The sequence below is a fragment of the Variovorax sp. GW531-E2 genome (genome assembly GCF_059423125.1).
Map to the genome: position 1 here is coordinate 15,816 of NZ_JBWKXQ010000008.1, position 25,505 is coordinate 41,320.

Below are 25,505 nucleotides of genomic sequence, written 5' to 3' on the forward strand. Positions count from 1 at the left end.
AGCCGCGCTGCTGTCCGCCAGCCGATGCGCCGTGCAGGCCGCATCGTGGGGGCCTTCAACAAGGAATCCACGCCATGGCCGATGACCTGAGCAAGCGCGGACCGCAGGATGCGGCCCGCATCAATGTCAACGAACTGCACGAGGTTCGCTACTGGACCCAGACGCTGGGCGTGACCGAGGCGCAGCTGCGCTCGGCCGTCGCGGCCGCCGGGGTCGAGGTGAAGGACGTGCGCACCTACCTCGGCAAACCCTGAGCGCGCGCTGCAGGTGCGGCCCGGCGGGCAGGGCGCGCGTAGGCAGGCTCCTACAGCCGCGGCGCGGAGCGGGGCCGATACTCGTGGCCTTGTTCCCGCCTTCAGGAATCCTGCCTTGACCGTGCTCCCTGCCGCCTCTCGTCCCACGGGCCGCGCGCCCTTGCGGGCCGCTGCGTCGCGATGAAGTCGTCTCCCAGCGCCCGCAGCTGGATTGCGGCCGGCGTGCGCCATGAGCTGCTCACGCGCGCCCTGCCGGCGCTGCGGCACGACATGACGGCGCCCGTCTCGGTGATCCGCATGGCGGTGCTGATGCTCAAGCGCCAGGTGGCGGCCGACCCCGTCGACCCCGCGGCCTGCGAGGAGCGGGTGAACCTCATCGACAGCCAGGTGTCCGAGCTGGTGGCCGCGATCCGCTCGCTGCGCGACTGGGAACTGGCCACCACCGACGACGGCATCACGCGCAGCGCGCTGGTGGCGCAGTGCATGACGCTGATGCGCTCGGCCTTCGACCTGCACGGCGTGGCGCTCGAGGTCGACGAGGCGCTCGCCGCCCCGCAGGACGACGAGCCGCGCTGGCCCAATGCCGCCGCGCTGCGCTACCTGTTCCTGGGCGCGCTGGGCTATCTGCACGACGGCGCGGACGAGGCCGGCACCATCCGCATCGAGCCCGACGGCACCGACGCGCTGCGCCTGCACGCCCGGGTGCGCGAGGCCGGCGGCGCGAACGCGGTGCTCGACGCCCACCGCGCGCCGCGCGCCCTGGCCATCGACACCGTGGCGCTGCAGAACCTGGCCGAAGACCTCGGTTACGCCGTGCTGCTCGACGCCGACACCGTGCGCTTCGCCCTCGCCGCGGGCTGAGGCGTCCGCAGGAAGGCGAGCAATCGCCGCTCCGCCGCCACTAGGCCGCGCGCCGGGCCGGCCGTGGCGGCACGGGCCGCGATCTTCTCCAGCAGCGTGCCCGTCGCCGCCGTGTCGTCCTCGCGCGCCAGCGCCTCGCCCAGCGCCAGCACGGCCGGGTGCACGTAGGCTTTCTTGCAGACCGCCGGCGTGTTGCCGAGCTGCCGCGCCACGGCCGCGAGGATGTCCCTGGCGCCGGGCCGGCGCTCGCCCTCCCAGGCACAGGCCCGCCGCGTGAGCTCCAGCGCCTGCACCGTGCCGTGCCAGGTGCGGAAGTCCTTGGCGGTGAAGCGCTCGCCGTTGCCCTTGCCTGTGTCGGTGGCGTCGGCGATGTAGTCGTTCACGTCGTTGGACGACACGCCGCGCACCTCGCCCGCTTCGTCCGTGTACTGGAACAGCGCCTGTCCCGGCAGTTGCTGGCACTGGCGCACCACGCGGGCCACGCGCGGGTCGTCGATGCGGGCCTCGTGCGTCACGCCGCTCTTGCCGCGAAAGCGCAGCCGCAGCGCCGAGCCCTGCACCGCCGCGTGGTGGTTGCGCAGCGTGGTGAGGCCGAACGAGCCGTTGCTGCTGGCGTAGGCCTCGTTGCCCACGCGCAGCAGCGTGGTGTCGAGCAGGCGCACCAGCGTGGCGATCACCTGCGCGCGCCCGGGTGTCCGGGTGCCGGCGCGCAGGTCGCGCGCCACGCGGGCGCGCAAACGGGGCAGGGCGCGCCCGAAGGCCGCGAGGCGCTCGAACTTGGTGCCGTCCTGCAGCGTGCGCCAGTCGGGGTGGTAGCGGTACTGCGTGCGGCCGCGCGCGTCCAGGCCCGTGGCCTGCAGGTGGCCCTGTGGCAGCGGGCAGATCCACACCTCGGTGTAGGCCGGCGGAATCGCCAGGCTGCGGATGCGCGCGAGCGCGTCGGCATCGCGCAGCCAGCGGCCGTGCGCGTCGCGGTAGCGAAAGCCGTCGCCCCACTTCAGCCGGCGGATGCCCGGCATGCCGGGGTTCACGTAGACCAGCCCGCCGGCCAGCGCCGAGGTGGCAGCCGGTGCGGGCCGGCATGGGGTTTGCATCGAAGGCATGACATCGCGCTTGTGCCAGCATCGACAATCGTGCGGTGTAGGACGCCGCACGCTGTTGCCGAGGCGCGCTTTCCTTTCCTTCCTTCTCTTCGGATTCCACCCATGTCCCTCCTGAACTCCCGTCGCTTCTCCCTGGGCAGCCGCGGCCTGGCGCTGTGCGGCGCCGTGCTGCTCGCCACGGCCTGTGCCTCCACCTCGCCCACGGCCGACACGCGCGCTGCCGCCGCCCCCGCCGGCGCCCCCGTCAAGGTGAAGGTGTTCGTGGCCGCCATGTTCGAGATCGGCCAGAACACCGGCGACCGCGCCGGCGAGTTCCAGCACTGGTACGAGCGCTACTGGAAGGGCGCGACGCCCGTGGCCGTGCCCGGCGCGCTGCAGCCCGTGTACTGCAACGCCGACGGCGTGTGCGGCGCGGTGCTGGGCATGGGCAAGGTCAACTCGTCGTCGTCGATGCAGGCCATCCTGCTGAACCCGAAGTTCGACTTCTCGCAGGCCTACTACGTGATCTCCGGCGTGGCCGGCACGCCGCCCCAGCGCGGCACCATCGGCGAGGTGAGCTGGGCCACCTGGCTGGTCGACTACGACCTCGGCCACCGCTGGGCCCCCGAAGAGAACAAGCCCGGCGAACCCACCTTCATGCCGCGCAAGGGCTACGAGGAGTACCGCCGCTTCAAGCTCAACCCCGACCTCGTCGGCTGGGCCATGAAGCTGTCGGCCGACACGCCGCTCAAGGACGCGGAATCGGCGCGCAAGTACCGCCTGCGCTACCCCGACGCCGCCGCGCGCCGCGCCCCCTTCGTGGGCACCGGCACGCACATGACGGGCGACACCTTCTTCCACGGCCCGGGCATGTCGAAGCAGGCGCAGTACATCGCCAAGCTGTATGGCGCCGACGACTACGTGATCACCGAGATGGAAGCCGCCGCCATCACCCTCGTGATCAAGCGCACCCACGGCACCGACCGCGTGATGAGCCTGCGTGGCGCGGTCAACTTCGACCAGGGCCACCCGAAGGAAAGCACGCTGCAGCACCTGGACCCGGCACCGGGCGAGACGGCGGGCGGCTTTGCCGAGACGGTGGAGAACATCGCGCTGGTGGGCACGCGCGTGGTCGACCACATCGTGAAGAACTGGCCCACCTGGTCGGCAGGCGTGCCCAAGCCCTGAAGATCGTCAGGGCTGCAGCACGGGCTGCAGGTGCCACGTCACGTTGAAGTCGAAGGGCGTCCAGCGGCTCACCGTGACGCCCGCCTGGCGCAGGCCGCGGCCGGTCCAGGTGTTGCAGGTCTCGAACAGGTGGTAGCTGCCCTGGGCTTCGTAGAAAGCATCGTCGCTCGCGTAGTGCGCGTCCGCGATCGGCGTGGCGCGGCCTGAGGGCAGCGTGGCGCGCACGTAGGCCACGAGCTGCGCGTATTGCGCCTGCGAGAGCGGCAGCTTGTAGGCCCCGCGCCGCAACTGCGCGCGCTGCAGGTAGGTCACGTGCAGCAGCGAGCGGTTGCCACCCGACAGCGCCCCGAAGGCGCGTGCGGCCGTCAGGTCGCCCCAGGTCGGCGTGTGCAGGTAGAACTCGCGGTCGCCCCAGCCGATGGCGACGAACTCGGCATCGGGCGGCGGCGCCTTGAAGTCCGACAGCGGAAAGAGCTGCTGCCAGTCGACGGTGGCCGAGCGGACCGGAAACACCAGGTCGGTGTGCACGCCGTTGCTCAGCACCCAGGCCTCGACGGTCGCAGGCTCGGCCGGCGGCTTCGCGTTGGCCGGCAGGAAGACCAGCACGCAGGCCACCGCCACGTACAGCGTGATGGCCAGCAGAAATCCCAGCAGGGTGAGGGCGATGCGTCTCAGCCAGCGTCGAATCATGGTGGTGTCAGAAGAGCGACGCCGTGGTCGCCACCGGCGCCGCGCTGCGAGCGTTGCCAGCGGGCGCCAACGCCTCGGGGCTGCCGGCCTTGGCCAGCGCGCCCACGCGCACGCCCAAGAGGCGCAGCGGCCGCTCCAGCGGCACGCGCTTCAAGCACTGGCCGCCGACCTGGCGGATGGTCTTGCCGTCGTCGGTGAAGCGGTCGATGGTCTGGTCGCGCGTGGCGATCTTGAAGTCGTCGTAGCGCAGCTTGATGCCGATGGTCTTACCCACGTAGCCCTTGCGCTGCAGGTCTTCGGCCAGCTTTTCGCACAGGTGCGTGAAGATCGCGCCCAGCTCGGCGCGGTCGCGCACGGCGTGCAGGTCGCGCTCGAAGGTGGTCTCGCGGCTCATCGACACGGGCTCGCTCTCGGTCACCACGGGGCGGTTGTCGCGGCCCCAGGCCACTTCGTGCATCCACGCGCCGGTGGCCTTGCCGAAGGTGTCGATGAGCCAGCCGCGCTCACGCGCCGCCAGCTGGCCCACGGTTTCGATGCCGAAGCGCTTGAGTTTTTCGTCGGCCTTCGGGCCGATGCCGTTCACCTTGCGGCAGGGCAGGGGCCAGATGCGGCTTTCGAGATCGTGCTCGTAGACCACCGAGATGCCGTTGGGCTTCTCGAACTCGCTGGCCATTTTTGCGATGAGCTTGTTGGGCGCCACGCCGATCGAGCACGTGAGGCCCGTGGCGTCGAAGATCGCTTTCTGGATCAGCCGCGCCAGCGAGCGCCCGCCGTCGCGCTGGCCGCCGGGCACGTCGGTGAAGTCGATGTACACCTCGTCCACGCCGCGGTCTTCCATGAGCGGCGCAATGTCCAGGATCACCTGCTTGAAGGTGCGCGAGAAGCGCCGGTACTCGTCGAAGTCGACCGGCAGGATCAGCGCCTGCGGGCACAGCTTGGCGGCCTTCATGAGCCCCATGGCCGAGCCGATGCCGAACTGCCGCGCGGGGTAGGTGGCGGTGGTGATCACGCCGCGCCCCGTGTAGTCCTTCAGGCGCGGAAAGGCCTCGATCGGAATGTCGGCCAGCGTGGCGCCCTCGGGCAGTTCGCGGATCGCCTCGTCGACGCGGCGCCGCCCGCCGCCGATGACCACCGGCAGCCCCTTGAGCTGCGGGTAGCGCAGCAGCTCGACGGACGCGTAGAACGCGTCCATGTCGAGGTGGGCAATGCGGCGGATCGGAGGGGCCGGGGGCGGCGCGGGCTGGAAACTCACGGTGACAATTGTCTCGCTCTCCGGGCATGTTCGCCCGCCCCGGTGTCGCGTGCAAGAATGCGGCGGAATTTCAATCCCCACGCAGGTGGCGAACGGAAAGGAATGCACGATGGGTGACGACGAGGTGGAAGGCGGCCTGTCGGTCGCGCTGACGCCGGTGCAGATGGCGGCGGTGCTCGGCGGCGAAGACGTGCCCGAGTCGGCCAGCCTCAGCAACCGGCTCTGGGGCACGGCGGCGCTGATCGGCGGCGTGATCGAACTGGTCGGCGCCGGCGTGTTGTGCGTGGCGCCCGAGCCCACCATGGCCAGCAAGGTCGGCTGCGTGGTGCTGGGCGCGCACGGCAGCGACGTCACCGCCACGGCCGCGCGCCAGATCTGGACTGGCCAGACGCAGCGCACCGCCACCGCGCTCACCGCCGACGCCACCGCGCAGGCGCTGGGCGCCTCGCCCGAAACGGGCGCGCAGGTGGGGCTCGCGGTCGACGTGGCGGTGCCGCTCTTCGTGGCCGGCGGGCTGGCCGCATCGCGTGTGATCGCGGTGCGTGCGAGCCGCTTCAAGCTCGAGCCCGTGCGCCTCATCGAGCACGAGGGCATCGCGGGCTCCAAGGCCGGCGGCCACACCATCCGCGAGCACGTGGGCAAGTCGGCGCAGGAGCTGTTCGACCGCTTCGCGAAGAAGCCCAGCCTGCAGCGTTCGTCGTCGTTCTTCGACCTCGCCACGGCCGAGTCGGCCATCAGCCAGACCGTGCGCGCCAACGCACGGGCCATTCGCGCGTGGTCGCGCTCCGCGGCGGTGGGCTCCAAGCCCGTGGCCTTCGAGCACGACATCGGCACCGTGGTCGGCATCGGCGTGCAGCGCGGCAGCACCGCCGTGAGCCAACTCTCCAAGGTGCGCGTGACGCTGAACATGCGCACGTACAACGGCAAGCCGTTCTACATCCTCACCGCCCATCCGTTCTGATTTTTTCTCACGACCCCACGATGCGATTCGAACTGATCGACCACCTCACCAAGGTCTATTTCGGCCAGGACGCCGACATCCTCTTCGGCGAAACCGGCGCCGAGATCATGGCCTCGTACCGCGAGTCGAGCACCGAGGCCGAGCTGGCCGCGCTGCGCGCCGAGATCGCCGACTACCTCGGTTCGCACGACGACCTCGAAGCGGCGTTTGCGCGCGACTTCTCGCGCGACTACATCCCTGAAGATTTCGGCACGCCGGCGAAACAGTTTCTCGACAGCGTGCTGGCGGCGGTGCGCTGACGCTGCTCAGCGCGATTCGACCGTCACCAGCAGCGGCGAGTCGAACATCGCTACCGGCGAGATCACCGGCTCGTCCATCGGCACGGCGTCGCCGTAGCGCTCGCGCATCTTGGCGCGCACGGCCGGGTCGGCGAGGTTGAAGCTGCGGATCTTCTGCAGCTCGCCGATGCGCACGCCCAGTGCGCGGTCGTAGAGCTTCCACACCAGTTCCGAGCAGTAGATGCGCGAATCCGACCATTCGAAGGTCAGGTCGTAGGGGCGGCCCGCGAAGTCCGAGGTGCGCGCATGCAGGCGCGCCACGGCGCCGGGCGTGAGCCGCGTGTCGGCATCGCGCAGCCGCTTCACCACGTAGCGCCCACCGTTGCCGCGCGCCGTCCATTGCGCCAGCGGCGTGTAGCGCACCGTCGAGACCGCCTCGAACACGTAGGGTTTGCCCTCCCGCAGCAGCACGATGCCCATGTGGCTGTAGCGCGAGCCCGTGGCGCGCTGCACGGCCAGGCTTTGCGCCGAGCGCGAGGTGTGGAAGATGATGTCGCCGTCTTTCAGTGGGGTGGCCGCGTGGCCTGCGCCGGCTGCCAGGAGGGTGAAAAGGGCAGACAGCGACGTGTAAAGGGCTTTCGACATGCAGGGCATTTTGCGGGATGCCGCTTGCGCCCCGCGGCATGCCGGTGCCATGATCCGCGCCATATGCAAACCGTCGCCTCCATCCTCTGGCGCAGGCTCGATGCACCGGGCCACGATGCCTGCCGCCTCGAACGCAACGCCTCGGCCTGGCAGCTCGACGGCGCGGCGGTGTTCCGCACCGAGGGCGGACGCATCGCCCAGCTGCACTACCGCGTGCGCTGCGACCTGCTCTGGCACACGCAATGGGGCACGGTGCGCGGCTGGCTCGGCGAGTCGGCCATCGACCTGTCGATCACGCGCGACGCGCGCGGCCACTGGAAGCTCAACGACGAAGCCGTGTCCGACATGTCGCACTGCGTCGACCTCGACCTGGGCTTCACCCCCGCCACCAACCTGCTGCAACTGCGCCGCCTGAACCTCGCGCCCGGCGAAAGCGCCGACGCACCGGCGGCCTGGGTCGACATCGAAGACGGCGGGCTCAGCGAGCTGATGCAGCGCTATGAACGGCGAAGCGACAGCACGTACGCGTACCAGGCCAAGCGCTTCGACTATGCGGAGGTGCTGGGCGTCACGGCGGACGGGTTCGTGAGCGACTATCCGCGGCTCTGGCGCGCGGAGGACTGACCCGTTGCTTGGAGTTGTCGGGCGCTGCGCCTGAACGCAGCGGCATGGGCTTTTTGAGTTTCGCCTTCAATGCAGCCACCGTGGTGCTGCTGATGTTCGGCGTCCTGGTTCTCGGCGTCGTTCTCTTTGGCGTCCGGGAGGTGCTGGCGGGGTGGATGGGCACTTCGCGGGCCGCCGACCGTTTTCGCAAGTTCACGAGCTACTTCACGTGGGGGACCTGCATTGCCGCGCTGGTGGGCGGCTTCGTTCTCTACGTGACGCGCGGGCCCGACCCCGCGGAACTTGAGCGAGGCATGGCCAAGCTCTTCACCTACCCGTCGAACCGCATCCGCATCGATCTGAACGCTGTCAGCGACGCGCAGCGCCAGGAATTGGTGCGCGCACTGCAGCCGCTGTTGAAAAGCACATCGCGCGAGTTCTACCAACGCGTCACCACGCGCCGCGGCGGTTACGACGTCGAGGCGACGCTGCCGAGCTACTACCGCCTGACCGCCGATCGCCTGGAGATCGCCACGGGCGAGACCTTCGGCAACGGCAGGACGATCCCCGTGCTGTTCCCGCAGGTGCTGGCGCACGCGGCCAACGCCGCCACCGTGCCGGCGCTGCCTGCCGCGGTCGACGCGCAGATCTTGGCGGGTGACCAGGCACCGGTCCCGTTGTCGCTGGTGTCGAAGACCGCCGAGCTGATGGTGCTCACGCGCCAGACGCTGCGGGGCACGCAACCCTTGCCCGCGCCCTGCCTGATGGCGATCCAGGCGCAGGTGCCCACCGATCACTTCGAGTGGCTCTTCGGGGCCGACCGGAACGGCCTGGGCAAGGACGTGCGCTTGCAGGTGAACGCCGTGCCCGGCGTGCTGCCGGCCGGCACGTACGAACTGCGGCAGCTGACGCTGCTGGGCTCCGAGCGCCGGCGCGTGCTCTGGGAACGCGCCGCCGCGCAGGGGCATGTCGCCGTGCAGCTGGGCCTGGCACCCGTCGGCCTGCGCGAGAGCCCCGGCTGCGAGGCCCGCCTGCTCAAGCAGCTCGACCGCGCATGGACCGTGACGGCATTGCGCAACGTGTCGCCCGCACTGGCCAGCGCGGTGAAGCAGGTCGACATCGAACAGCGCCCAGCGCGCTTCAGCCCCTGGTACGCGGGCTTCGGCTGGGTGGCCGCGCAGCCCTAGTCGAACTGCGCCCGCGCCCCCGCCACCAGCGCGCGGTTGCGCCGCCGATCGGCCGCAATCTCCTGCGCGAAGTCCTCGTTGCTCCCGCCGGCCGGCAGGTTGTAGGCCTCGCGCAGGCGCGCGCGCAGCGGGTCGCCTTGCAGCAGCCGGTTGATCTCGGCGTTGAGGCGCTGCACCACCGCCGCCGGCGTGCGCGCGGGCGCGAAGATGCCGAAGAGCGAATCGCGGTTCGCCTTCTCGTAGCCCAGCTCCGCGAGCGTGGGCACCGCTGGCAAGGCTTCGATGCGTGCGGGCGCGCCGACCGCCAGCGCCTGCAGCCGGCCGCCCTCGATGTACTGCAGCTGCTGCGCCGCGACGTTGGTCGACAGCACCTCGAACTGCCCGCCGAGCGCATCGTTGAGCTGCGGACCGCCGCCCTGGTAGGGGATGTGGGTGATGTCGGTGCGGCTTTGCAGCCGCACCTGCGCGAGCACCATGTGGCCGATGGTGGCCACGCCCGAGGTGGCCCAGCGCACCGCGCCGGGCTGGCGGCGCGCCAGCGCGATCAGTTCTGCAAAGCCGCGGCCCGCGAAGGCCGGCGTGCCCACGACCAGCACCGGCGTGCGCATCACGCTGGCCACGGGCACGAAGGCGCGCAGCGGGTCGTAGGGCGCACGCGCGAGCAGCGGGTGCAGGGTGAGCGGGCTGATGGCGGAAAAGGCCAGCGTGTGGCCGTCGGGCGTGGCGCGTGCGAGCGCATCCATGCCCAGGCTGCCGCCCGCACCGGCGCGGTGTTCGATGAGCACCGGCACGCCCAGCGACTGCGCCAGCGGCTCGGCCAGCGCGCGCGCCATGCCGTCGCTCACGCCGCCCGGCGGGTAGACCACGATCAGGCGCACGGGGCGGCTGGGCCAGGGCGACGAGGCGGCGTGCGACAGGTGCGGCAACGCGCACGCAGCCGCGAAGCCGATGCGTTGCAGGAAGTGGCGGCGCAACAGCGGCACGGTCATGCGGCAGCGTTTCCCTCGGCCAGCCCGCGCAGCAGCGCCGCGAAGTGCCGCGCCGGCAGGTTGTCTTCGTCGGCGCGCGACACCAGCGTGAGCGGCGCGTCGAGCTGGCCGCCGTCGGCCAGCCGCGTGTAGGCGATGGCGTGCGCGTGCACGCCGGTCATCGAGGTCGGCACCACCGACAGGCCGACGCCCGCGGCCACGAGGTTCAGGTTGGTCATCATGCGATCGACTTCGGCCACCACGCGCGGGCGCAGGCCCTGTGCGTGGCACAGTGCGAGCAGCTCGGCATAGAGGCCGGGCGCGCCCGGACGGCGCACGAGGATGATGCCTTCTTCGCAGAGTTTCGACAGCGACAGTGGCTTCGCCGGCTTCTTGCCATTTGCAGCAGTTGCAAAGCGGTGGTCGCTCGGCATCGCGACCCACACCGGCTCGCGCAGCAGCGTCTCGAACACCAGCCCCTCGGGCCGCGCCACGGGCACGCGCAGCAGGCCGCAGTGCAGCCGGCCCGCGGCCAGCGCCTCGGTGAGCTCGGCGGCGTTGTCCTCGCGCAGCTGCAGCTCCACGCCGGGGTGCGCGCGGCGAAAGGCGCGCAGCGCCTCGGGCATGAAGCGGTGCGCGGCGGCCGAGCTGGTGAAGCCGACCGCCAGCGTGCCGGTCTGGCCCTGGGCCACGCGCGCCATGCGCTGCTTCATGGCCTCCATGTCCTGCAGCATGCGCAGCGCCTCGGCCTGGAACAGCCGGCCGGCGTCGGTGAGCGCCACGCCGCGCGGATGGCGCTTGAACAGCAGCACGCCCAGCTCGCGCTCCAGCGCCTTGATCTGCAGGCTCAGCGGCGGCTGCTGGATGCCCAGCTGCTCGGCGGCGCGCGTCATGTGGCCGGTGCCGGCCACGGCCACGAAGTACCTCAGGGCGCGTATGTCCATATGTTTTTTGTATTGAATAGGCCTTGTTATTTTATTTGACCCTAGGTCACACGGAATCTATCGTCCGGCCGCCTATTCAAAAAGCAGTCCACCGAGGCTGCATGCCGGAGACAAATCCATGCGCACACCGCGCCCTGCCTCGAAGTTTCGTGTCGTCGTTGCGCTGATCGGCGCGTCGTTGGTCCTGGCCGCCTGTGGTGGCGGCAGCGGGGGAGGAGGAAGCCCCGGCTTCTTCCTGCCGACCGTGCCGCCCGCCAGCGGCGACACCCCGCCGGCCGAGGAGCCGCCCGGCACGGCGCCCCCGCCCGTGCTGCCCGTCGTGGCCTGCGCCGACCTGGCCGGCAAGAGCCTGCCGGCAGCGCTCATCAGCCTGCCCACGCAGGGCGCCACCGTCACCAGCGCCACGCCCGTGGCCGCGGGCGACGCGGGCAACACGCTGGGCGATTACTGCCGCGTGCGCGGCACCATCGCGCCCGTCGACCCGGCCTCGCAGCTCATCCACTTCGCGGTCAACCTGCCCGAGCAGTGGAACCAGAAGACCATCCACTTCGGCGGCGGTGGCTTCGACGGCGTGCTCATCGACGGCACCGAGGTCATCCGCTTCGGCCCCGCCGGCAAGCCCGCGCCGCTGGCGCTGGGCTACGCGACCTACGGCGACGACTCGGGCCACCAGTCGAGCAGCATCACCGACGGCAAGTTCGCGGCCAACGACGAGCAACTGGCCAACTACGGCGGCCAGTCGCTCAAGAAGACGCGCGACGTGGCGCAGGCGCTGGTGTTCGCGCGCTACGCGGTCAAGCCAAAACACGCCTACTTCCTCGGCACCTCGACCGGCGGGCGCGACGCGCTGAGCTACATCCAGCGCTGGCCGCAGGACTACGACGGCGTGATCGCCAACGAGCCCGCGCTCAACTACACCGGCACGCGCCTGTCGAACGTGGCGGTGGGCCGCGCGCTGTACAACGACGGCGGCAAGGGCTGGCTCAACCTGACGGAGACGCTGCTGGTGCAGAAGGCCGCGATGCAGGCCTGCGACAAGCTCGACGGCGCGATCGACAACATCGTGAGCAATGTGGAGAGCTGCCGCCAGCTCAACACGCAGATCCTTGCCTCGCTGCGCTGCCCCAACGGCGCGGACACGGCGGACACCTGCCTGTCGGACGCGCAGATCGACACGGTGCACGCCATCGAATCGCCGCTCGAGTTCACGACGTACTCGCTCGCCAACGGCGTGAAGCGCGCGGGCGGCTACAACCTGCTCGAAGGTGCGCTGGTGGCCGGCCCGTACACCACGCGCGACCTCGGCACGCGCAAGGCGCCGGGCAACCCCGCCACCTCGGCCGACGCCAACATGTATGTCACGGGCGACCAGTGGGTGAAGTTCTTCGTCACGCGCGATGCCGGTTTCAACACGCTGAGCTTCGATCCGCAGAACCCCGGCACGTACGCGGCGCGCGTGGCCGAGGTGTCGAAGCTCACCGACGCGACCGACCCGAACCTCGCGCCCTTCTTCGCGCGCGGCGGCAAGCTGATCATGCTGCACGGCCTGGCCGACGAGGTGATCAGCCCCAACTCGACCATCGACTACTACCGGCAGCTCGTCGCCACGCTGGGCCAGGCAGCGGTCACGCAGAACGTGCGCTTCTACACCGTGCCCGGCATGGGCCACGGCACCGGCAGCTTCATTCCCAACTGGGACTCGCTCGCGGCGCTCGAAGGCTGGGTCGAGGCCGGCCTGGCGCCCGCCACGCCCGTGGCGGTGGACGCCGTGGCCGGCAGCTACGGCCGCACGCGCCCGCTGTGCCAGTTTCCGTCGTGGCCCAAGTACCGCGGCAGCGGCAGCCTCGATGCGGCCGTCAACTACAGCTGTGTGACCGAGGTCGGCGACCCGCTCGCCTGCCCGAACCTGCCGGCGAGCGCAACGCGCTACAAAGGCGGCAACAGCTTCGGCGAGGAACTGCAGGTGCAGATCGACCCGGCCACCATGGCCTACACCGTGACCATCGATGCGAGCCACGAACCCACGCGGGTCGGCACGCAGCGCGCCGGATCGCTCGTGTCGCAGGGCAGCTGCAGCTACACGAGCGGCGAGAGCGGGGCGGTGTTCAGCTTCGGGGCCGGCGGCGTGCTGCTGGGCGGCGTGAATCCGCCGAGCGGCAGTGGCTTCTCGCCGCTGGTGGCGTTCCAGAACACCTTCCAGAATGTGTCGCCGTCGACGGACTTCCGCTCGGTCTCGCTGATCTTCAATGCGGCCGGCGTGGAACAGCTCGGCGCGGGCACCACGGCGGCGTTCTCGTCGGCGGGGCGGCTACGCAATGCGGGCACCTTCCAGTTCTGCCGCAGCCCGGCGTCGAACAGCTTCATGACCTACGACCAGACCTGCAAGAACACCGAGAAGGGCTACCTCAGCTACAGCACGGCGCGCGGGGCCTTCGACATGTACACGACCTCGACCTCGTCGAGCGGCACCGCCGAGACCGAGGGCGGCACGCTCACCGGCTCGGTGGTGATCGGGCTGGTCAACGGCGTGTCGACGCCGCTGTACCTGCGTCGCGTGGCCACCGCCGTGCCGGCCGCCGACACCAGCAGCGGCGCGGCCACCGTCATCCAGCCGGGCCTGCGCCTGCTCGCGGTGCAGCAGACCCTCATGCCCGGCGCGGCCGATGGCAGCTACGCCATGGCCAGCGTGAAGGGCGAGGGCCGCGAAGCCACCGTGGTCGGCACGGCCTTCAACCTCGGCGGCGCGGCCACCACGCTGGGCTACGACACGCCGGTGCTCGGCGTGGCGCAGGCCGGCGCCGGCCGGCCGGGCCATCTCATCTTCAACAGCGGCGTCGTGGGCTTCGTCACCACCGACGGGGCGAACGCGACGCTGGACCTCGGAGTACGCCATTGAAAAAATACCTCTCGCAACTTGCTGCCTTCGTTTGGCTGGGTGCCGCGCCGCTGCTGTCCGCGCACGCGGCACCCGCCACCGCGCCGAAGCCCACGGCCTGCCCGTCGCCCGTGCCGGAGACCGCACGCTGCTACACCGGTGAAGACGGCGCAGGGTCGTTCTACTGGATCGCCATTCCGAAAGACTGGCAGCGCGGCGTGCTCGTGATGCACGCGCATGGCGGCCCCGAAACCGGCGCGCCCAAGCTCGCACGCAGCGAGGAAGACCTCAAGCGCTGGGCCATCACCGTGAAGGCCGGCTATGCCTGGGCCGGCTCCACCTACCGGCGCGGCGGCTACGGCGTGACGATGGCGGCGCAAGACACCGAGCGGCTGCGCCAGATCGTCGTGCGCCACTTCGGCACACCCAAGCGCACGCTGCTGCACGGGCAGAGCTACGGCGCGGGCGTGGCGGCGAAGGCGGCAGAGCTCTATGCGCCCGTGGGCGATGCGAAGTCGCCTTACGACGGCCTGCTGCTCACCAGCGGTGTGCTCGGCGGCGGCAACAGCGCCTACGACTTCCGCCTCGACCTGCGCGTGGTGTACCAGTACGTCTGCCGCAACCATCCCAAGCCCGACGAGCCGCAGTACCCGTTGTGGATGGGCCTGCCGATGGACGCGAAGCTCACGCGCGCCGAGCTCGCCGCGCGCGTCAAGGACTGCACCGGCGTCGGCACGCCCGCCGCGCAGCGCACGCCCGAACAGGCGGCGCGGCTGAGGACCATCCTGTCGGTCGTGAAGATTCCCGAACGCTCGCTCGTCGGCCACCTCAACTGGGCGACGTGGCTGTTCCAGGACCTCGTGCAGCAGCGCCTGAAGGGCCGCAACCCCTTCGGCAACATCGGCGTGGTCTACAGCGGCTCGAGCGACGATGCGGCGCTCAACGCCGGCGTGCTGCGCTACGCGGCCGACCCGCAGGCCCAGGGCGCGCTCGCGGCCGACAGCCAGCCCACCGGCCGCACCTCGCTGCCCACCGTGGGCCTGCATGCCATCGACGACCCCACCGCGTTCGTCGAGCTCGAGAACGCCTACCGCCGCATCCGCGACGCGGCCGGCACTGGCGGGCACCTGGTGCAGAGCTTCAGCGCCGAGCGCGAGCACAGCTACCTCAGCGATTCGGAATACCCCGCGCTCTTCGGCGCATTGCTCGACTGGATCGACAAGGGCGAGAAGCCCACGCCCCAGAGCCTGGCGCAACGTTGCGTGGCGCTCATGCCGCGCTACGACACCGACGGCAAGAACGGCTGCCACATCCAGCCGGAGTGGCAACCGCCCACGCTCGAAAGCCGCGTGCCTTCACGTGCGCCCTGATTTTTCTTTTTGACCTTGACGGAGATCTCCATGAAAAAACTGTTCGCCCTCGCGGCGCTGGCCCTGGCTGTGTGCGCCCACGCGCAAGACTTTCCCGCGGGCAAGCCCGTGACCATCGTCGTGCCCTTCGCGGCCGGCGGCCCGACCGACCGCGTGGCGCGCGACCTCGCCGAGGCGCTGCGCAAGCCGCTGGGCGGCGCCAGCGTCATCATCGACAACGTGCCCGGCGCGGGCAGCTCCATCGGCGCGGCCAAGGTGGCGCGCGCCAACCCCGACGGCTACACGCTGCTGCTCAACCACATCGCGATGGCGACCGTGCCGACGCTGGTGCGCAACGTGCCGTTCAAGGTCGAGACCGACTTCGAGTACCTGGGCATCGTCAACGACGTGCCCATGACGCTCATCGCCAAGCCCAGCCTGCCGGCCACCAACTACAAGGAACTGACCGCCTGGATCGCCGCCAACAAGGGCAAGATCAACCTGGGCAACGCGGGCATCGGCTCGGCCTCGCACCTGTGCGGTCTGCTCTACCAGAGCGCCACGAAGACCGAGATGACGCCCGTGCCCTACAAGGGCACGGCGCCTGCCATCACCGACCTGATCGGCGGCCAGATCGACCTGCTGTGCGACCAGAGCACCAACACCTCGCCGCAGATCGAGGCGAAGAAGGTCAAGGCCTACGCCGTGACCACGCCCAAGCGCTTGACCACGCCGCTCTTGAAAGACCTGCCCACGCTCGACGAGGCCGGCCTGAAGAACTTCCAGGTGACGATCTGGCACGGCCTGTACGCGCCCAAGGGCACGCCCGCGCCGGTGCTCAAGAAGATCAGCGACGCGCTGAAGGCGGCGCTGAAAGATGCGGACTTCATCAAGCGCGAGGAAGCGCTCGGCGCCGTGGTCGCCACCGACGGCCGCATCGAGCCCGAGGGGCACAAGAAGTTCGTGGCGGCGGAGATTGCGAAGTGGAGCCCGATCATCAAGGCGGCGGGGGTGTACGCGGACTGAGGTTGTCGGCCGCGCGCATCGCGCTCAGAGCCCGTGGATGGCAACCGTGGCCCAGAAGGCGACCCACACGCCGACCAGCCCCAGCAGCGCCATGACGGCGACGTAGGCAATGAAGTACGTCACTCGCCTTGCGATGCTGGGGGTGGCTGGAACCTGCCACCAGTAGATCAACCCTGCCCACAAGAGCAGGGCGCAGGCGACGAGGGCTACACCGGTCCCTGTCAATGTCAGGACCTGGCGTCGCGCCAGGCCGGTGAGCAGGACATTGAGGACCGGGATCGAAACGACCCACGTCAGCACGCTCAGCACCAGCCGCAGGCCGGCATTCATCGAATCGCGTCGCGCGGTGCTGCGTGAGTTCTGTGCTGTCATTTTTCTCTCCCTGTTGGACCGTTGTGGCCTCCTCAAAATCTTAGGGAGAGCTGTCTCATGCACATGCAGCAGGTCGCGCTGGAATCAGCAATGACCGTGACGCAAGTGGTTTGCTTGCCGTGGCAATCGCAAACCGATCGTGAACGAGTTAGCCCTACCGCATCGAATGCACCAGGGCGCAGCTCAGAGCCATTACCCTCGTCGATCCTGTTCATCAGAAATCGGCTCCATGAGCTTCAGCATCTACTACGACGCAAGACGAGACAGTCCCCTGACCCGCGAGGAAGCGCAGCGCCTGGACGCGATCGTGGCTGCCTTCGACAAAGTCGACGAAGCCGACCGCCATGCGCATTCAGGTAAGGGCCTCAACTGGGAGACCTTCACGCTCTACGAGGCGTCCGGACTCACCGGGGGAAAGGTACTGGAAGGCGCCACGAAACTCCCCGACAACAAGGCGTTCGCCATGCACAAGGGGGCCAGCCACTGGGTGGCCTGCCTCAACCGGATTCGCCGCGAAGTGCTGCCGGATGCCAGGTGGAGCGTGAGCATCGATGACAGGATGCTGCTCTGGAACGACAAGAGCGGCTGGCACGACGAGGCATCGGACGGGCTGGCGACGCTCTGGCTGGGCTGCCTGTTGAGCGCGCCGTTCCGACGGTTCACGAAGTGAGCGGGTAACCGTCGGGCGTGGCCCTGCCAGACCGCGTCAGAACGTGCCCGGCAACAGGATGTCCGACTTCACATCGTCGATCTGCGTGCGACCGCAGAAGGCCATCGTGATGTCCAGTTCCTTGTGGATGATCTGCAGCGCGCGCGTCACGCCTTCCTGGCCGTAAGCGCCCAGGCCGTACAAAAAGCTGCGGCCGATCAGCGTGCCGCGCGCGCCGAGCGCGCGGGCCTTGAGCACGTCCTGGCCGCTGCGCACGCCGCCGTCCATCCACACTTCGATCTGGCTGCCCACGGCATCGGCGATGGCCGGCAGCGCGGCGATGGAGGAAGGCGCGCCGTCGAGCTGACGCCCGCCATGGTTCGACACGATGAGCGCGTCGGCGCCGCTGGCCACGGCCAAGCGTGCGTCTTCGGCGTCCATGATGCCCTTGAGGATCAGCTTGCCGCCCCAGCGCTTCTTGATCCACTCGACATCGGCCCAGCTCAGGGCCGGGTCGAACTGCTCGGCGGTCCACGACGACAGCGACGACAGGTCTTTCACGCCCTTGGCGTGGCCGGCGATGTTGCCGAAGGTGCGGCGCTTGGTGCCCAGCATGCCCATGCACCAGCGCGGCTTGGTCGCCAGGTTGATGAGGTTCTTGATCGTGGGCTTGGGCGGCGTCGACAGACCGTTCTTGATGTCCTTGTGGCGCTGGCCGAGGATCTGCAGGTCGAGCGTGAGTTGCAGCGCCGACACGTTGGCGGCCTTGGCGCGGTCGATCAGGCGTTCGATGAAGTCGCGGTCCTTCATCACGTAGAGCTGGAACCAAAAGGGGTGACGGTCGGTGTTCTCGGCAATGTCTTCCAGCGAGCAGATGCTCATGGTCGAGAGCGTGAATGGAATGCCGAAGGCCTTGGCCGCGCGCGCGCCCAAAATTTCGCCGTCGGCGTGCTGCATGCCGGTCAGGCCCGTGGGCGCGATGGCCACGGGCATGGCGACCTCCTGGCCGATCATGGTGGTGCGGGTGGAGCGGCCTTCCATGTTCACGGCCACGCGCTGGCGCAGCTTGATCTTCTGGAAGTCGCTCTCGTTGGCGCGGTAGGTGCCCTCGGTCCAGGCGCCGGAGTCGGCGTAGTCGTAGAACATCTTCGGCACGCGCCGCTGGGCGATCGCCCGCAGGTCTTCGATGCAGGTGATCTTGGAAAGGTCGGGCACGGGGGAGTCTCCTGGCTGGTGTTATGGGGGGCGCGGCGGGCTGCGGCCTGTGTGGGCCACGGCAGCGCCGGGGGTCGAGTCTGCAGGGGAAACGTGCCGGCGACCTGAAAAAAGCCCGCACCCCGTCTGAAAATTATTCAGCCCGGCTCGCGCAGCGCCTGGCGCAGCCATTCGACGAAGGTGGCGCATTCCCAGCGCTCCATGGTGCCGGGGCGCCAGCACAGGAAGTAGGCGTTGGGCGAGGGCGCGCTGTGCGGCGACAGGCGCACCAGCCGGCCGTTGTCCAGCCAGGCGCGGCCCAGCCGCAGGTGCATGAGCACCACGCCGAAGTCTTCGGCGGCGGCGTCGAGCGCCAGGCCCAGGTCGTTGAACTGGTGGCCCACGGCCGGCTCGGGCAGGCCGATGCCGCAGGCCTTGAACCAGATGCGCCACGACTCCAGCGGCGTGCGCAGCAGCTGCACGCGCGCCACCTCGGCATCGGTCGAGAAGTGCTGCTCGAAGGGCCCGTGGCGTTCCAGGTAGGCCGGGCTGCACACCGGCGAGACGTCGTCGGCCAGCAGCTGGCAGAACTCGCGGTCGTGGAAGGGGCCGGTGCCGAAGCGCAGCTCGATGTCGGCGTCTTCGGCCGTGAAGTTGCGCACCGGCATGGTCACCTGCAGCATCAGCTCGATGGTCGGGTAGGCGTCGCGGAACTCGGCCAGCCGGGGCAGCAGCATCTGGCGCGAGAAGGTGGGCGTGACCGCCACGCGCAGCCGCCGCACCTGCGACGCGGGCTCGCGCCCCGGCACCTGCTGCAGCGCCGCAATGGCCTCGCGCACGCGCGCCAGGTAGGCCACGCCGTCGGCGCTCAGGCCGAAGTCGTTGCCCGTGAAGAGCTTGAGCTCGAGCTGCGTCTCGAGCTGGCGGATGCGATGGCTCACGGCGCTGGGCGTCACGCTGAGCTCCTCGGCCGCCAGGTTCACGCTGCGCAGCCGCGCGACGGCCTCGAAGGCCTGCAGGCCCTGGGTCGAGGGGAGTCGCGTCGATGCCATGTGTTTTGGGAAGGAAGTGAGCGATGCGATGTTATCGAAGGGCGATCAGCGCATCGAGCAGCCGCCGCAGGTCGTCGACCGCCTCGCGCGCCAGCGCTGCATCGCCCATCTGCGCCTTGACGATGGCGCCGTCGACACCCAGGGCGGCCACCTGTGCAACGGCCATGCGCTGCGGGCCGTCGGGCAGCAGGCCGGCGATCACCTCGACCATCTCGCGCTTGTGCTCGCGCGCGATGTCGGCGGCGCCGGCCACGCTGGCCCCCACTTCCACCACCGAGTTGATGAAGGCACAGCCCCGAAACAGCGGGTCGGCGAACCACTCGGCCATCACGTCGGCCAGCACCGGCAGCGCCTGCCCCTGCGCGATGCGCTGCTGCGCGTCGCGACGGCCCAGCGCATCGACGAACCAGGCCATCCACACGCCATGCCGGTGGTCGAGAAAGGCGCGCACCAGATCGTCCTTCGACGGAAAGTGCCGGTAGAAGGTGACCTTGGTGACGCCCGACGCCGCGATCACGCGGTCGATGCCGGTGGCGCGGATGCCGTGGGCGTAGAAGAGCTCGTGCGCCGTGAGCAGGATGCGCTCGCGCGCGGGCAGTGCAGAGATGTCCATGCGGCGATTGTAGACATGTAGACAGGTCTGTCTACTCGTGGCACATTGCGGACCTTCATCACTTCATTTCTTGACTGAAAGACCGCCATGGAATCCCGCCCGCCGCTGCCGCCCTTCACCCTTGAATCCGCCCTCCAGAAAGTCCAGGCCGCCGAAGACGCCTGGAACTCGCGCGACCCCGCGCGCGTGAGCCTGGCCTACACGCCCGACACCGAATGGCGCAACCGCGCCGACTTCGTCAATGGCCGCGAGCAGGTGGTCGAGTTCCTGTCGCGCAAGTGGGAGCGCGAGCACGACTACCGCCTGAAGAAGCAGCTGTGGGCCTTCATGGACAACCGCATCGCGGTGCGCTTCGAGTACGAATGGCACGACGCCGCGGGCCAGTGGTTCCGCAGCCATGGCAACGAGAACTGGGAGTTTGCGCAGAACGGTTTGATGCAAAGGCGCTACGCGAGCATCAACGACCAGCCCATTGCGGAGTCGGAGCGCAAGTTCCGCTGGGAGCGCTGAGGCGCAGGGGCCGACAACGGGCATGCCTGTTGCTTGCCCTGTCGCATCCCTTCATACCCAGGAGCCAAGCCGCATGAACCGCAACGACGTCACCGAGAAGATCATCACCGTGAAGGTGTCCAAGGGCATCCAGTGGGCCGACGTGGCCAGGAAGGTCGGCCTGTCGAAGGAGTGGACCACCGCCGCCTGCCTCGGCCAGATGACGCTCGACGACAAGCAGGCCAAGGTCATCGGCAAGATCTTCGGCCTCACGCCCGAGGAGCAGAAGTGGCTCCAGGTCGTGCCCTACAAGGGCTCGCTGCCCACGCCCGTGCCCACCGACCCGCTGATCTACCGCTGGTACGAGGTGGTGAGCGTGTACGGCACCACCATCAAGGAGCTGATCCATGAAGAGTTCGGCGACGGCATCATGAGCGCGATCGACTTCAGCATGGACATCCAGCGCCAGCCCGACCCGAAGGGCGACCGCGTCAACGTGGTGCTGTCGGGCAAGTTCCTGCCGTACAAGAGCTACTGACGTTCGGCTTTCAGTCAGTACACCGGCGCCGCAGGCTTCGGCCGCGGCGTCGGGGCCGGGCGCCAGCCGGGGCCGGCCATGCCGTAGCGCGCGCCCTCGATCGCCCCGGCAATGGCGCGCGCCACGCCGTCGACCGGTGTCGTCAGTCGCCGCCGCGTGCGCATGCGTTCGAAGGCATAGCTGTCGGCGATGCGCTCGGCCAGCGGGTCGGCGGCCTCGGCCACGTCGGGGCTCACCAGCGAGACGTGCACGCGCCCCGCGTGTTCCCGCCGCAGCCCTTCGGAGATCGCCTGCACCGCGTACTGCGTGCCGTGGTAGACGGCCGAGTCGGGCGTGGCGCCGCCCATGGCCACCGGCGCGACGTTGACGATGTGGCCCCAGCCCTGCTCCTGCATCGTGGGCAGCACGGCCGCCACGCCCAGCAGCATGCCGCGCAGGTTGACGTCGATCATCAGCTCCCACTCCTCGATCTTGCGTTGCCACAGCGGCGACAGCGGCATCACGCCGGCGGCGTTCACCAGCACGTCGATGCGGTCGTGCGTGTCGAGAGCGAACTCGGCAAAGGCCTCCATGTCGGGCCGGTGCGTCACGTCCAGCCGCCGGAAGCTCGCCGAGCCGCCGGTGGCGTTGATCTCGGCCGCGAGCGCCGCGAGCCGTTCGGTGCGGCGCGCGCCGAGCACCACATGGGCGCCGCGCCGCGCGAGCCGCCGTGCCGTCGCCTCGCCGATGCCGCTGCTGGCGCCGGTGACGAGAACCACTGTGTCCTGGATTGCACTCATACAAAACTCCTCATGCGGGTCGATGCGCCACGGCGCGAAGGGTGCGCCGGGCATGCAGAGGAGTCTCGGGGCGAAGGGGCCGGAGGCGGTATCCGGATCGAACGAGGTTTTTGCCTGATCCTGCGAAATGCAGAAACAGGCGGGTCGTGCGCGGGGCCGCGTCAGGCGCGCCGGCCCAGCCGATTCCCCAGCGCCAGCAGCGCCCATCCCGCCAGCCCGAAGGTCAGCGCGATGCCTGCAGCGTAGAGGGCCACGCCGCCGTAGCCGCCGACGTTGGCGGGGTTGAGGAATGGGTAGGGGTACCAGCCCGTGCGGCTGCCGCGCACCAGCGTGTAGACCAGGTAGGCCATCGGAAAGACCAGCGTCCACAGCAGCTGCCGGCCGCCGAGGCGCGTGCGCGGCGGTTGCAGCAGCCAGTCGAGCAGCACGACGCAGGGCATCACGTGGTGCAGCAGCGTGTTGATCCACGGCCGCAGCGCGCCGAGGTCGACGTCGCGCAGCAGCAGCGAGAAGACGATGCCGACCACCACCATGTTCACGGCCGACAGGGCGCGCAGCCCCTCGTCGGGCCCCGTGAACGCCGGCCGCCAGAGGCGGCGCGCCCCCAGCACCAGCACGATCGCCGCGAACAGGTTCGAGAGGTTGGTGAAGAAGCTGAAGAAGTTGACGACGTCGAAGCCCATGCGGACATGGATCGTCAGCTGCCAGCCGATCGCCACGAGGGTCAGCAGGCCGAAGAAGAGGCGCAGGGCGGACCAGGCCATGGGATGCCGGCCCTCAGGGCCTGCAGCTGCCGCCCATGGACACCGAGCCGTCCTTGCATTCGGTGAGGATGGGCTCGCCGCGCGATGCGGGCGCCGAGGTGGCGCTCGGGGCCGGCGAGGCCGCGCCGCCTTCGCGCTGGTAGACGATCTTCTTCGTGCCCAGCTCGCAGCTGCCCACCACCTGGCCGCTCGCCGTGGCGGCGGCATCGATGGTGACGACGCTGAAGTTCGTCACGCCCGACGCGGCGATCTTCGCTTCGATCTGGGCGCGCAGCGTTTCGCAGTTGCTCTGAGTGGGGCTCTGGGCATGGGCGCTGCCGGCGGCCATGAGCAGGGGCCAGGCGGCGGCAACAGCAAGCCAATGGCGTTTCATGAGGGGCCTGCCTTTCTTTCTTGCGTGCAGTGGGGGCGGGAGAAATCGGAGTCTAGTCGCGCACAAAGACCAACGGCCCGCCGCGTGAGCGACAGGCCGTTGGTGTGGGCACTTCCGGGCCTGGTCAGGCCCGGGAGGCGCAACGCAGCGGGATCAGACCGCCGGTGCCAGCACCGCGTTCAGCGTGGCGCTCGGGCGCATCACGGCTTCGTACTTCTTCGGGTCGGCCAGGTAGTAGCCGCCGATGTCCACGGCCTTGCCCTGCACGGCCGCGAGTTCGTCGACGATCTTCTTCTCGTTGGCGGTGAGCGCCTCGGCCAGCTTCTTGAACTTGGCCTGCAGCTCCTTGTCCTCGGTCTGTGCGGCGAGTTCCTGGGCCCAGTACATGGCCAGGTAGAACTGGCTGCCGCGGTTGTCGAGCTGGCCGGTCTTGGGCGACGGGTTCTTGTTGTTGTCCAGCAGCTGGCCGGTGGCGGCGTCGAGCGTCTTGGCCAGGATCTTGGCCTGCGCGTTGCCGGTCTTCAGGCCCAGGTCTTCCAGGCTCACGGCCAGCGCGAGGAATTCACCGAGCGAGTCCCAGCGCAGGTGGTTTTCTTCCACCAGCTGCTGCACGTGCTTGGGGGCCGAGCCGCCCGCGCCGGTCTCGTACATGCCGCCGCCGGCCATGAGCGGCACGATCGACAGCATCTTGGCCGAGGTGCCCAGTTCCATGATGGGGAACAGGTCGGTCAGGTAGTCGCGCAGGATGTTGCCGGTGGCGCTGATGGTGTCCAGGCCGCGCACGACGCGCTCCAGCGTGTAACGCATGGCGCGCACCTGGCTCATGATCTGGATGTCCAGGCCCGTGGTGTCGTGCTCGTGCAGGTACATCTTGACCTTGGTGATCAGCTGCGCCTCGTGCGGACGGTAGGCATCGAGCCAGAACACGACCGGCATGCCGGAGTTGCGCGCGCGGTTCACGGCCAGCTTCACCCAGTCGCGGATCGCGGCGTCCTTGACCTGGCACATGCGCCAGATGTCGCCCTTCTCCACGTCTTCGCTCATCAGCACTTCGCCGGTGTCCAGGTCGGTGATGTTGGCCACGCCGTCTTCGGGGATCTCGAAGGTCTTGTCGTGCGAGCCGTACTCTTCGGCCTTCTGCGCCATGAGGCCGACGTTGGGCACGGTGCCCATGGTCTTGGGGTCGAAGGCGCCGTGCCACTTGCAGAAGTTGATGATCTCCTGGTAGATGCGGGCGAAGGTCGATTCGGGCATCACGGCCTTGACGTCCTTCAGGCGGCCGTCGGCGCCCCACATCTTGCCGCCGTTGCGGATCATGGCGGGCATCGAGGCGTCCACGATCACGTCGTTGGGCGAGTGGAAGTTGGTGATGCCCTTGGCCGAGTCGACCATGGCCAGCTCGGGGCGGCCTTCGTGGCAGGCGTGCAGGTCGCGCTTGATCTCGTCCTGCGTGCTCTGGGGCAGCGTGGCGATCTTGTTGTACAGGTCGACCATGCCGTTGTTGACGTTGATGCCCAGCTCGTCGAACAGCTTGCCGTGTTTCTCGAAGGCTTCCTTGTAGAAGATCTTCACGCAGTGGCCGAACACGATGGGGTGCGAGACCTTCATCATCGTGGCCTTCACGTGCAGCGAGAACATCACGCCGGTCTTGTGCGCGTCTTCGATTTCCTTTTCATAGAAGGCCAGCAGGGCCTTCTTGCTCATGAACATGGAGTCGATGATCTCGCGGTCGAGCAGGGCGACCTTGGGCTTGAGCACGATGGTCTTGCCGCTCTTGGTGAGCAGTTCCATCTTGACGTTGCGCGCGCGGTCCAGCGTCATGGACTTTTCGCCGTGATAGAAGTCGCCGCCATGCATGTGCGAGACGTGCGAGCGCGAGGCCTGGCTCCACTCGGCCATGCTGTGCGGGTTCTTGCGGGCGTATTCCTTCACGGCGCGGGGCGCGCGGCGGTCGGAGTTGCCTTCGCGCAGCACGGGGTTCACGGCGCTGCCGGTGCACTTGTTGTAGCGCGTGCGGATGTCCTTGTCCTCGTCCGAGGTCGGGTTCTCCGGGTAGTCGGGGATCTTGTAGCCCTTGCCCTGCAGTTCCTTGATGGCCGACTTGAGCTGCGACACCGAGGCGCTGATGTTGGGCAGCTTGATGATGTTGGCTTCAGGCTTGAGCGTGAGCTTGCCCAGCTCGGCCAGGTTGTCGGGCACCTTCTGGTCGTCGCTCAGGAACTCGGGGAACTCGCCCAGGATGCGGGCGGCCACCGAGATGTCGCTCGTCGTCACGTTGATGCCGGCCGGAGCCGTGAAGGCGCGCACGATGGGCAGGAAGGCGTAGGTCGCCAGCAGGGGCGCCTCGTCGGTGAGGGTGTAGACGATGGTGGGTTGCTTCGTGCTCATGCGCTTGCTTCCGTAGGTTCTGGGTTGTCGAGAGGGCTGAAATTTCATTGGGCGAAATGGACTTTCGCCGGAGCCCCCCATTGTCGCCCGGTCGGGCCGGGGCGCGGCCGGAGAAACCCCGATGACCCCTC

General features: G+C 69.2%; 27 protein-coding genes. 13 read left to right on the forward strand and 14 right to left on the reverse strand.

Annotation, left to right across the window (positions count from 1 at the left end):
• The first annotated feature begins 74 nt into the window (after window positions 1-74).
• The gene (locus AC07XP_RS07505; protein WP_062477985.1) at window positions 75-254 is read left to right on the forward strand and encodes a DUF3606 domain-containing protein; all 180 of its coding nucleotides are present in this window, start codon (window positions 75-77) and stop codon (window positions 252-254) included.
• A 180-nt stretch (window positions 255-434) separates the two neighbouring features.
• Window positions 435-1,115 (forward strand): hypothetical protein, encoded by a 681-nt coding sequence (locus AC07XP_RS07510; protein ID WP_095746526.1) that lies wholly within the window; start codon window positions 435-437, stop codon window positions 1,113-1,115.
• On the opposite strand, the gene AC07XP_RS07515 is transcribed toward AC07XP_RS07510, so the two are convergent.
• Window positions 1,061-2,218: a DNA topoisomerase IB gene (locus AC07XP_RS07515; RefSeq protein ID WP_495264261.1), complete on the reverse strand. Its 1,158-nt coding sequence runs from the start codon at window positions 2,216-2,218 to the stop codon at window positions 1,061-1,063. The two genes, AC07XP_RS07510 and AC07XP_RS07515, sit on opposite strands and share 55 nt — an antisense overlap.
• A 102-nt stretch (window positions 2,219-2,320) precedes the next feature.
• Between AC07XP_RS07515 and AC07XP_RS07520 the strand changes: the two genes are divergently transcribed.
• Window positions 2,321-3,385: a purine-nucleoside phosphorylase gene (locus AC07XP_RS07520; RefSeq protein ID WP_095949634.1), complete on the forward strand. Its 1,065-nt coding sequence runs from the start codon at window positions 2,321-2,323 to the stop codon at window positions 3,383-3,385.
• Between the two features lie 6 nt (window positions 3,386-3,391).
• Here the strand turns inward: AC07XP_RS07520 and AC07XP_RS07525 are convergent, their stop codons facing one another.
• Window positions 3,392-4,075 carry a TIGR02117 family protein gene (locus AC07XP_RS07525; protein WP_495264262.1) on the reverse strand — a complete coding sequence of 228 codons (684 nt, stop codon included), beginning with the start codon at window positions 4,073-4,075 and terminating at the stop codon, window positions 3,392-3,394.
• A gap of 7 nt (window positions 4,076-4,082) precedes the next feature.
• Window positions 4,083-5,267 (reverse strand): DNA polymerase IV, encoded by a 1,185-nt coding sequence (gene dinB / locus AC07XP_RS07530; protein WP_495264333.1) that lies wholly within the window; start codon window positions 5,265-5,267, stop codon window positions 4,083-4,085.
• 169 nt (window positions 5,268-5,436) lie between these two features.
• Here dinB and AC07XP_RS07535 point away from each other — a divergent pair, with 169 nt between their 5' ends.
• Both AC07XP_RS07535 and AC07XP_RS07540 read left to right on the forward strand, forming a co-directional pair.
• Window positions 5,437-6,288 carry an RNase A-like domain-containing protein gene (locus tag AC07XP_RS07535; protein ID WP_495264263.1) on the forward strand — a complete coding sequence of 284 codons (852 nt, stop codon included), beginning with the start codon at window positions 5,437-5,439 and terminating at the stop codon, window positions 6,286-6,288.
• Between the two features lie 20 nt (window positions 6,289-6,308).
• Window positions 6,309-6,587: a contact-dependent growth inhibition system immunity protein gene (locus AC07XP_RS07540; RefSeq protein WP_095949631.1), complete on the forward strand. Its 279-nt coding sequence runs from the start codon at window positions 6,309-6,311 to the stop codon at window positions 6,585-6,587.
• A gap of 6 nt (window positions 6,588-6,593) precedes the next feature.
• On the opposite strand, the gene AC07XP_RS07545 is transcribed toward AC07XP_RS07540, so the two are convergent.
• Window positions 6,594-7,211: a YiiX family permuted papain-like enzyme gene (locus AC07XP_RS07545; RefSeq protein WP_495264264.1), complete on the reverse strand. Its 618-nt coding sequence runs from the start codon at window positions 7,209-7,211 to the stop codon at window positions 6,594-6,596.
• Window positions 7,212-7,274: 63 nt separating this feature from the next.
• Between AC07XP_RS07545 and AC07XP_RS07550 the strand changes: the two genes are divergently transcribed.
• Window positions 7,275-7,835 carry a putative glycolipid-binding domain-containing protein gene (locus AC07XP_RS07550; RefSeq protein ID WP_495264265.1) on the forward strand — a complete coding sequence of 187 codons (561 nt, stop codon included), beginning with the start codon at window positions 7,275-7,277 and terminating at the stop codon, window positions 7,833-7,835.
• A 44-nt stretch (window positions 7,836-7,879) separates the two neighbouring features.
• Complete coding sequence (locus AC07XP_RS07555; RefSeq protein WP_495264266.1) at window positions 7,880-9,001, forward strand: hypothetical protein; 1,122 nt, start codon at window positions 7,880-7,882, stop codon at window positions 8,999-9,001.
• Here AC07XP_RS07555 and AC07XP_RS07560 read toward each other — a convergent pair.
• On the reverse strand, window positions 8,998-9,990 hold the full coding sequence (locus AC07XP_RS07560; protein ID WP_495264267.1) for a Bug family tripartite tricarboxylate transporter substrate binding protein: 993 nt from the start codon (window positions 9,988-9,990) through the stop codon (window positions 8,998-9,000). The genes AC07XP_RS07555 and AC07XP_RS07560 overlap by 4 nt on opposite strands.
• Window positions 9,987-10,913, reverse strand: coding sequence for a LysR family transcriptional regulator (locus tag AC07XP_RS07565; RefSeq protein ID WP_056572218.1), 927 nt, complete (start codon window positions 10,911-10,913; stop codon window positions 9,987-9,989). Before AC07XP_RS07565 ends, AC07XP_RS07560 begins: the two co-directional genes overlap by 4 nt.
• Before the next feature lie 118 nt (window positions 10,914-11,031).
• On the opposite strand from AC07XP_RS07565, the gene AC07XP_RS07570 reads away from it, so the two are divergent.
• From AC07XP_RS07570 to AC07XP_RS07580, 3 genes are read left to right on the forward strand one after another with little or no spacing between them, the layout of a single operon-like run.
• A complete protein-coding gene (locus AC07XP_RS07570; protein WP_495264268.1) occupies window positions 11,032-13,809 on the forward strand; it encodes a tannase/feruloyl esterase family alpha/beta hydrolase in 2,778 nt (925 codons plus the stop codon).
• Entirely contained in the window at window positions 13,806-15,158 is a 1,353-nt protein-coding gene (locus AC07XP_RS07575; RefSeq protein WP_495264269.1) for an alpha/beta hydrolase family protein, read from the forward strand. The genes AC07XP_RS07570 and AC07XP_RS07575 overlap by 4 nt, the downstream gene beginning before the upstream one ends.
• A gap of 30 nt (window positions 15,159-15,188) precedes the next feature.
• On the forward strand, window positions 15,189-16,163 hold the full coding sequence (locus AC07XP_RS07580) for a tripartite tricarboxylate transporter substrate-binding protein (RefSeq protein ID WP_095949624.1): 975 nt from the start codon (window positions 15,189-15,191) through the stop codon (window positions 16,161-16,163).
• Between the two features lie 24 nt (window positions 16,164-16,187).
• Here the strand turns inward: AC07XP_RS07580 and AC07XP_RS07585 are convergent, their stop codons facing one another.
• Complete coding sequence (locus AC07XP_RS07585) at window positions 16,188-16,535, reverse strand: hypothetical protein (RefSeq protein WP_495264270.1); 348 nt, start codon at window positions 16,533-16,535, stop codon at window positions 16,188-16,190.
• A gap of 229 nt (window positions 16,536-16,764) precedes the next feature.
• On the opposite strand from AC07XP_RS07585, the gene AC07XP_RS07590 reads away from it, so the two are divergent.
• Window positions 16,765-17,205, forward strand: a complete 441-nt coding sequence (locus AC07XP_RS07590) for a hypothetical protein (RefSeq protein ID WP_070062185.1) — start codon at window positions 16,765-16,767, stop codon at window positions 17,203-17,205.
• Between the two features lie 36 nt (window positions 17,206-17,241).
• Here the strand turns inward: AC07XP_RS07590 and AC07XP_RS07595 are convergent, their stop codons facing one another.
• The 3 genes from AC07XP_RS07595 to AC07XP_RS07605 form a co-directional block, all read right to left on the reverse strand.
• Window positions 17,242-18,399 (reverse strand): alpha-hydroxy acid oxidase, encoded by a 1,158-nt coding sequence (locus AC07XP_RS07595; RefSeq protein ID WP_101493230.1) that lies wholly within the window; start codon window positions 18,397-18,399, stop codon window positions 17,242-17,244.
• 137 nt (window positions 18,400-18,536) lie between these two features.
• Complete coding sequence (locus tag AC07XP_RS07600; protein WP_062478020.1) at window positions 18,537-19,430, reverse strand: LysR substrate-binding domain-containing protein; 894 nt, start codon at window positions 19,428-19,430, stop codon at window positions 18,537-18,539.
• Window positions 19,431-19,461: 31 nt separating this feature from the next.
• On the reverse strand, window positions 19,462-20,043 hold the full coding sequence (locus tag AC07XP_RS07605; protein WP_495264271.1) for a TetR/AcrR family transcriptional regulator: 582 nt from the start codon (window positions 20,041-20,043) through the stop codon (window positions 19,462-19,464).
• Window positions 20,044-20,130: 87 nt separating this feature from the next.
• Between AC07XP_RS07605 and AC07XP_RS07610 the strand changes: the two genes are divergently transcribed.
• Window positions 20,131-20,553 carry a nuclear transport factor 2 family protein gene (locus tag AC07XP_RS07610; protein ID WP_369629855.1) on the forward strand — a complete coding sequence of 141 codons (423 nt, stop codon included), beginning with the start codon at window positions 20,131-20,133 and terminating at the stop codon, window positions 20,551-20,553.
• 73 nt (window positions 20,554-20,626) lie between these two features.
• Window positions 20,627-21,070, forward strand: a complete 444-nt coding sequence (gene cynS / locus AC07XP_RS07615; RefSeq protein ID WP_495261073.1) for a cyanase — start codon at window positions 20,627-20,629, stop codon at window positions 21,068-21,070.
• Between the two features lie 14 nt (window positions 21,071-21,084).
• On the opposite strand, the gene AC07XP_RS07620 is transcribed toward cynS, so the two are convergent.
• The 4 genes from AC07XP_RS07620 to AC07XP_RS07635 form a co-directional block, all read right to left on the reverse strand.
• Window positions 21,085-21,849 (reverse strand): SDR family oxidoreductase, encoded by a 765-nt coding sequence (locus tag AC07XP_RS07620; protein WP_062478031.1) that lies wholly within the window; start codon window positions 21,847-21,849, stop codon window positions 21,085-21,087.
• A gap of 161 nt (window positions 21,850-22,010) precedes the next feature.
• The gene (locus tag AC07XP_RS07625) at window positions 22,011-22,613 is read right to left on the reverse strand and encodes a Pr6Pr family membrane protein (protein ID WP_495264272.1); all 603 of its coding nucleotides are present in this window, start codon (window positions 22,611-22,613) and stop codon (window positions 22,011-22,013) included.
• Between the two features lie 13 nt (window positions 22,614-22,626).
• Complete coding sequence (locus tag AC07XP_RS07630) at window positions 22,627-22,986, reverse strand: DUF1161 domain-containing protein (protein WP_070062192.1); 360 nt, start codon at window positions 22,984-22,986, stop codon at window positions 22,627-22,629.
• 153 nt (window positions 22,987-23,139) lie between these two features.
• Window positions 23,140-25,374, reverse strand: a complete 2,235-nt coding sequence (locus AC07XP_RS07635; RefSeq protein WP_095949616.1) for an NADP-dependent isocitrate dehydrogenase — start codon at window positions 25,372-25,374, stop codon at window positions 23,140-23,142.
• Window positions 25,375-25,505 lie beyond the last annotated feature (131 nt).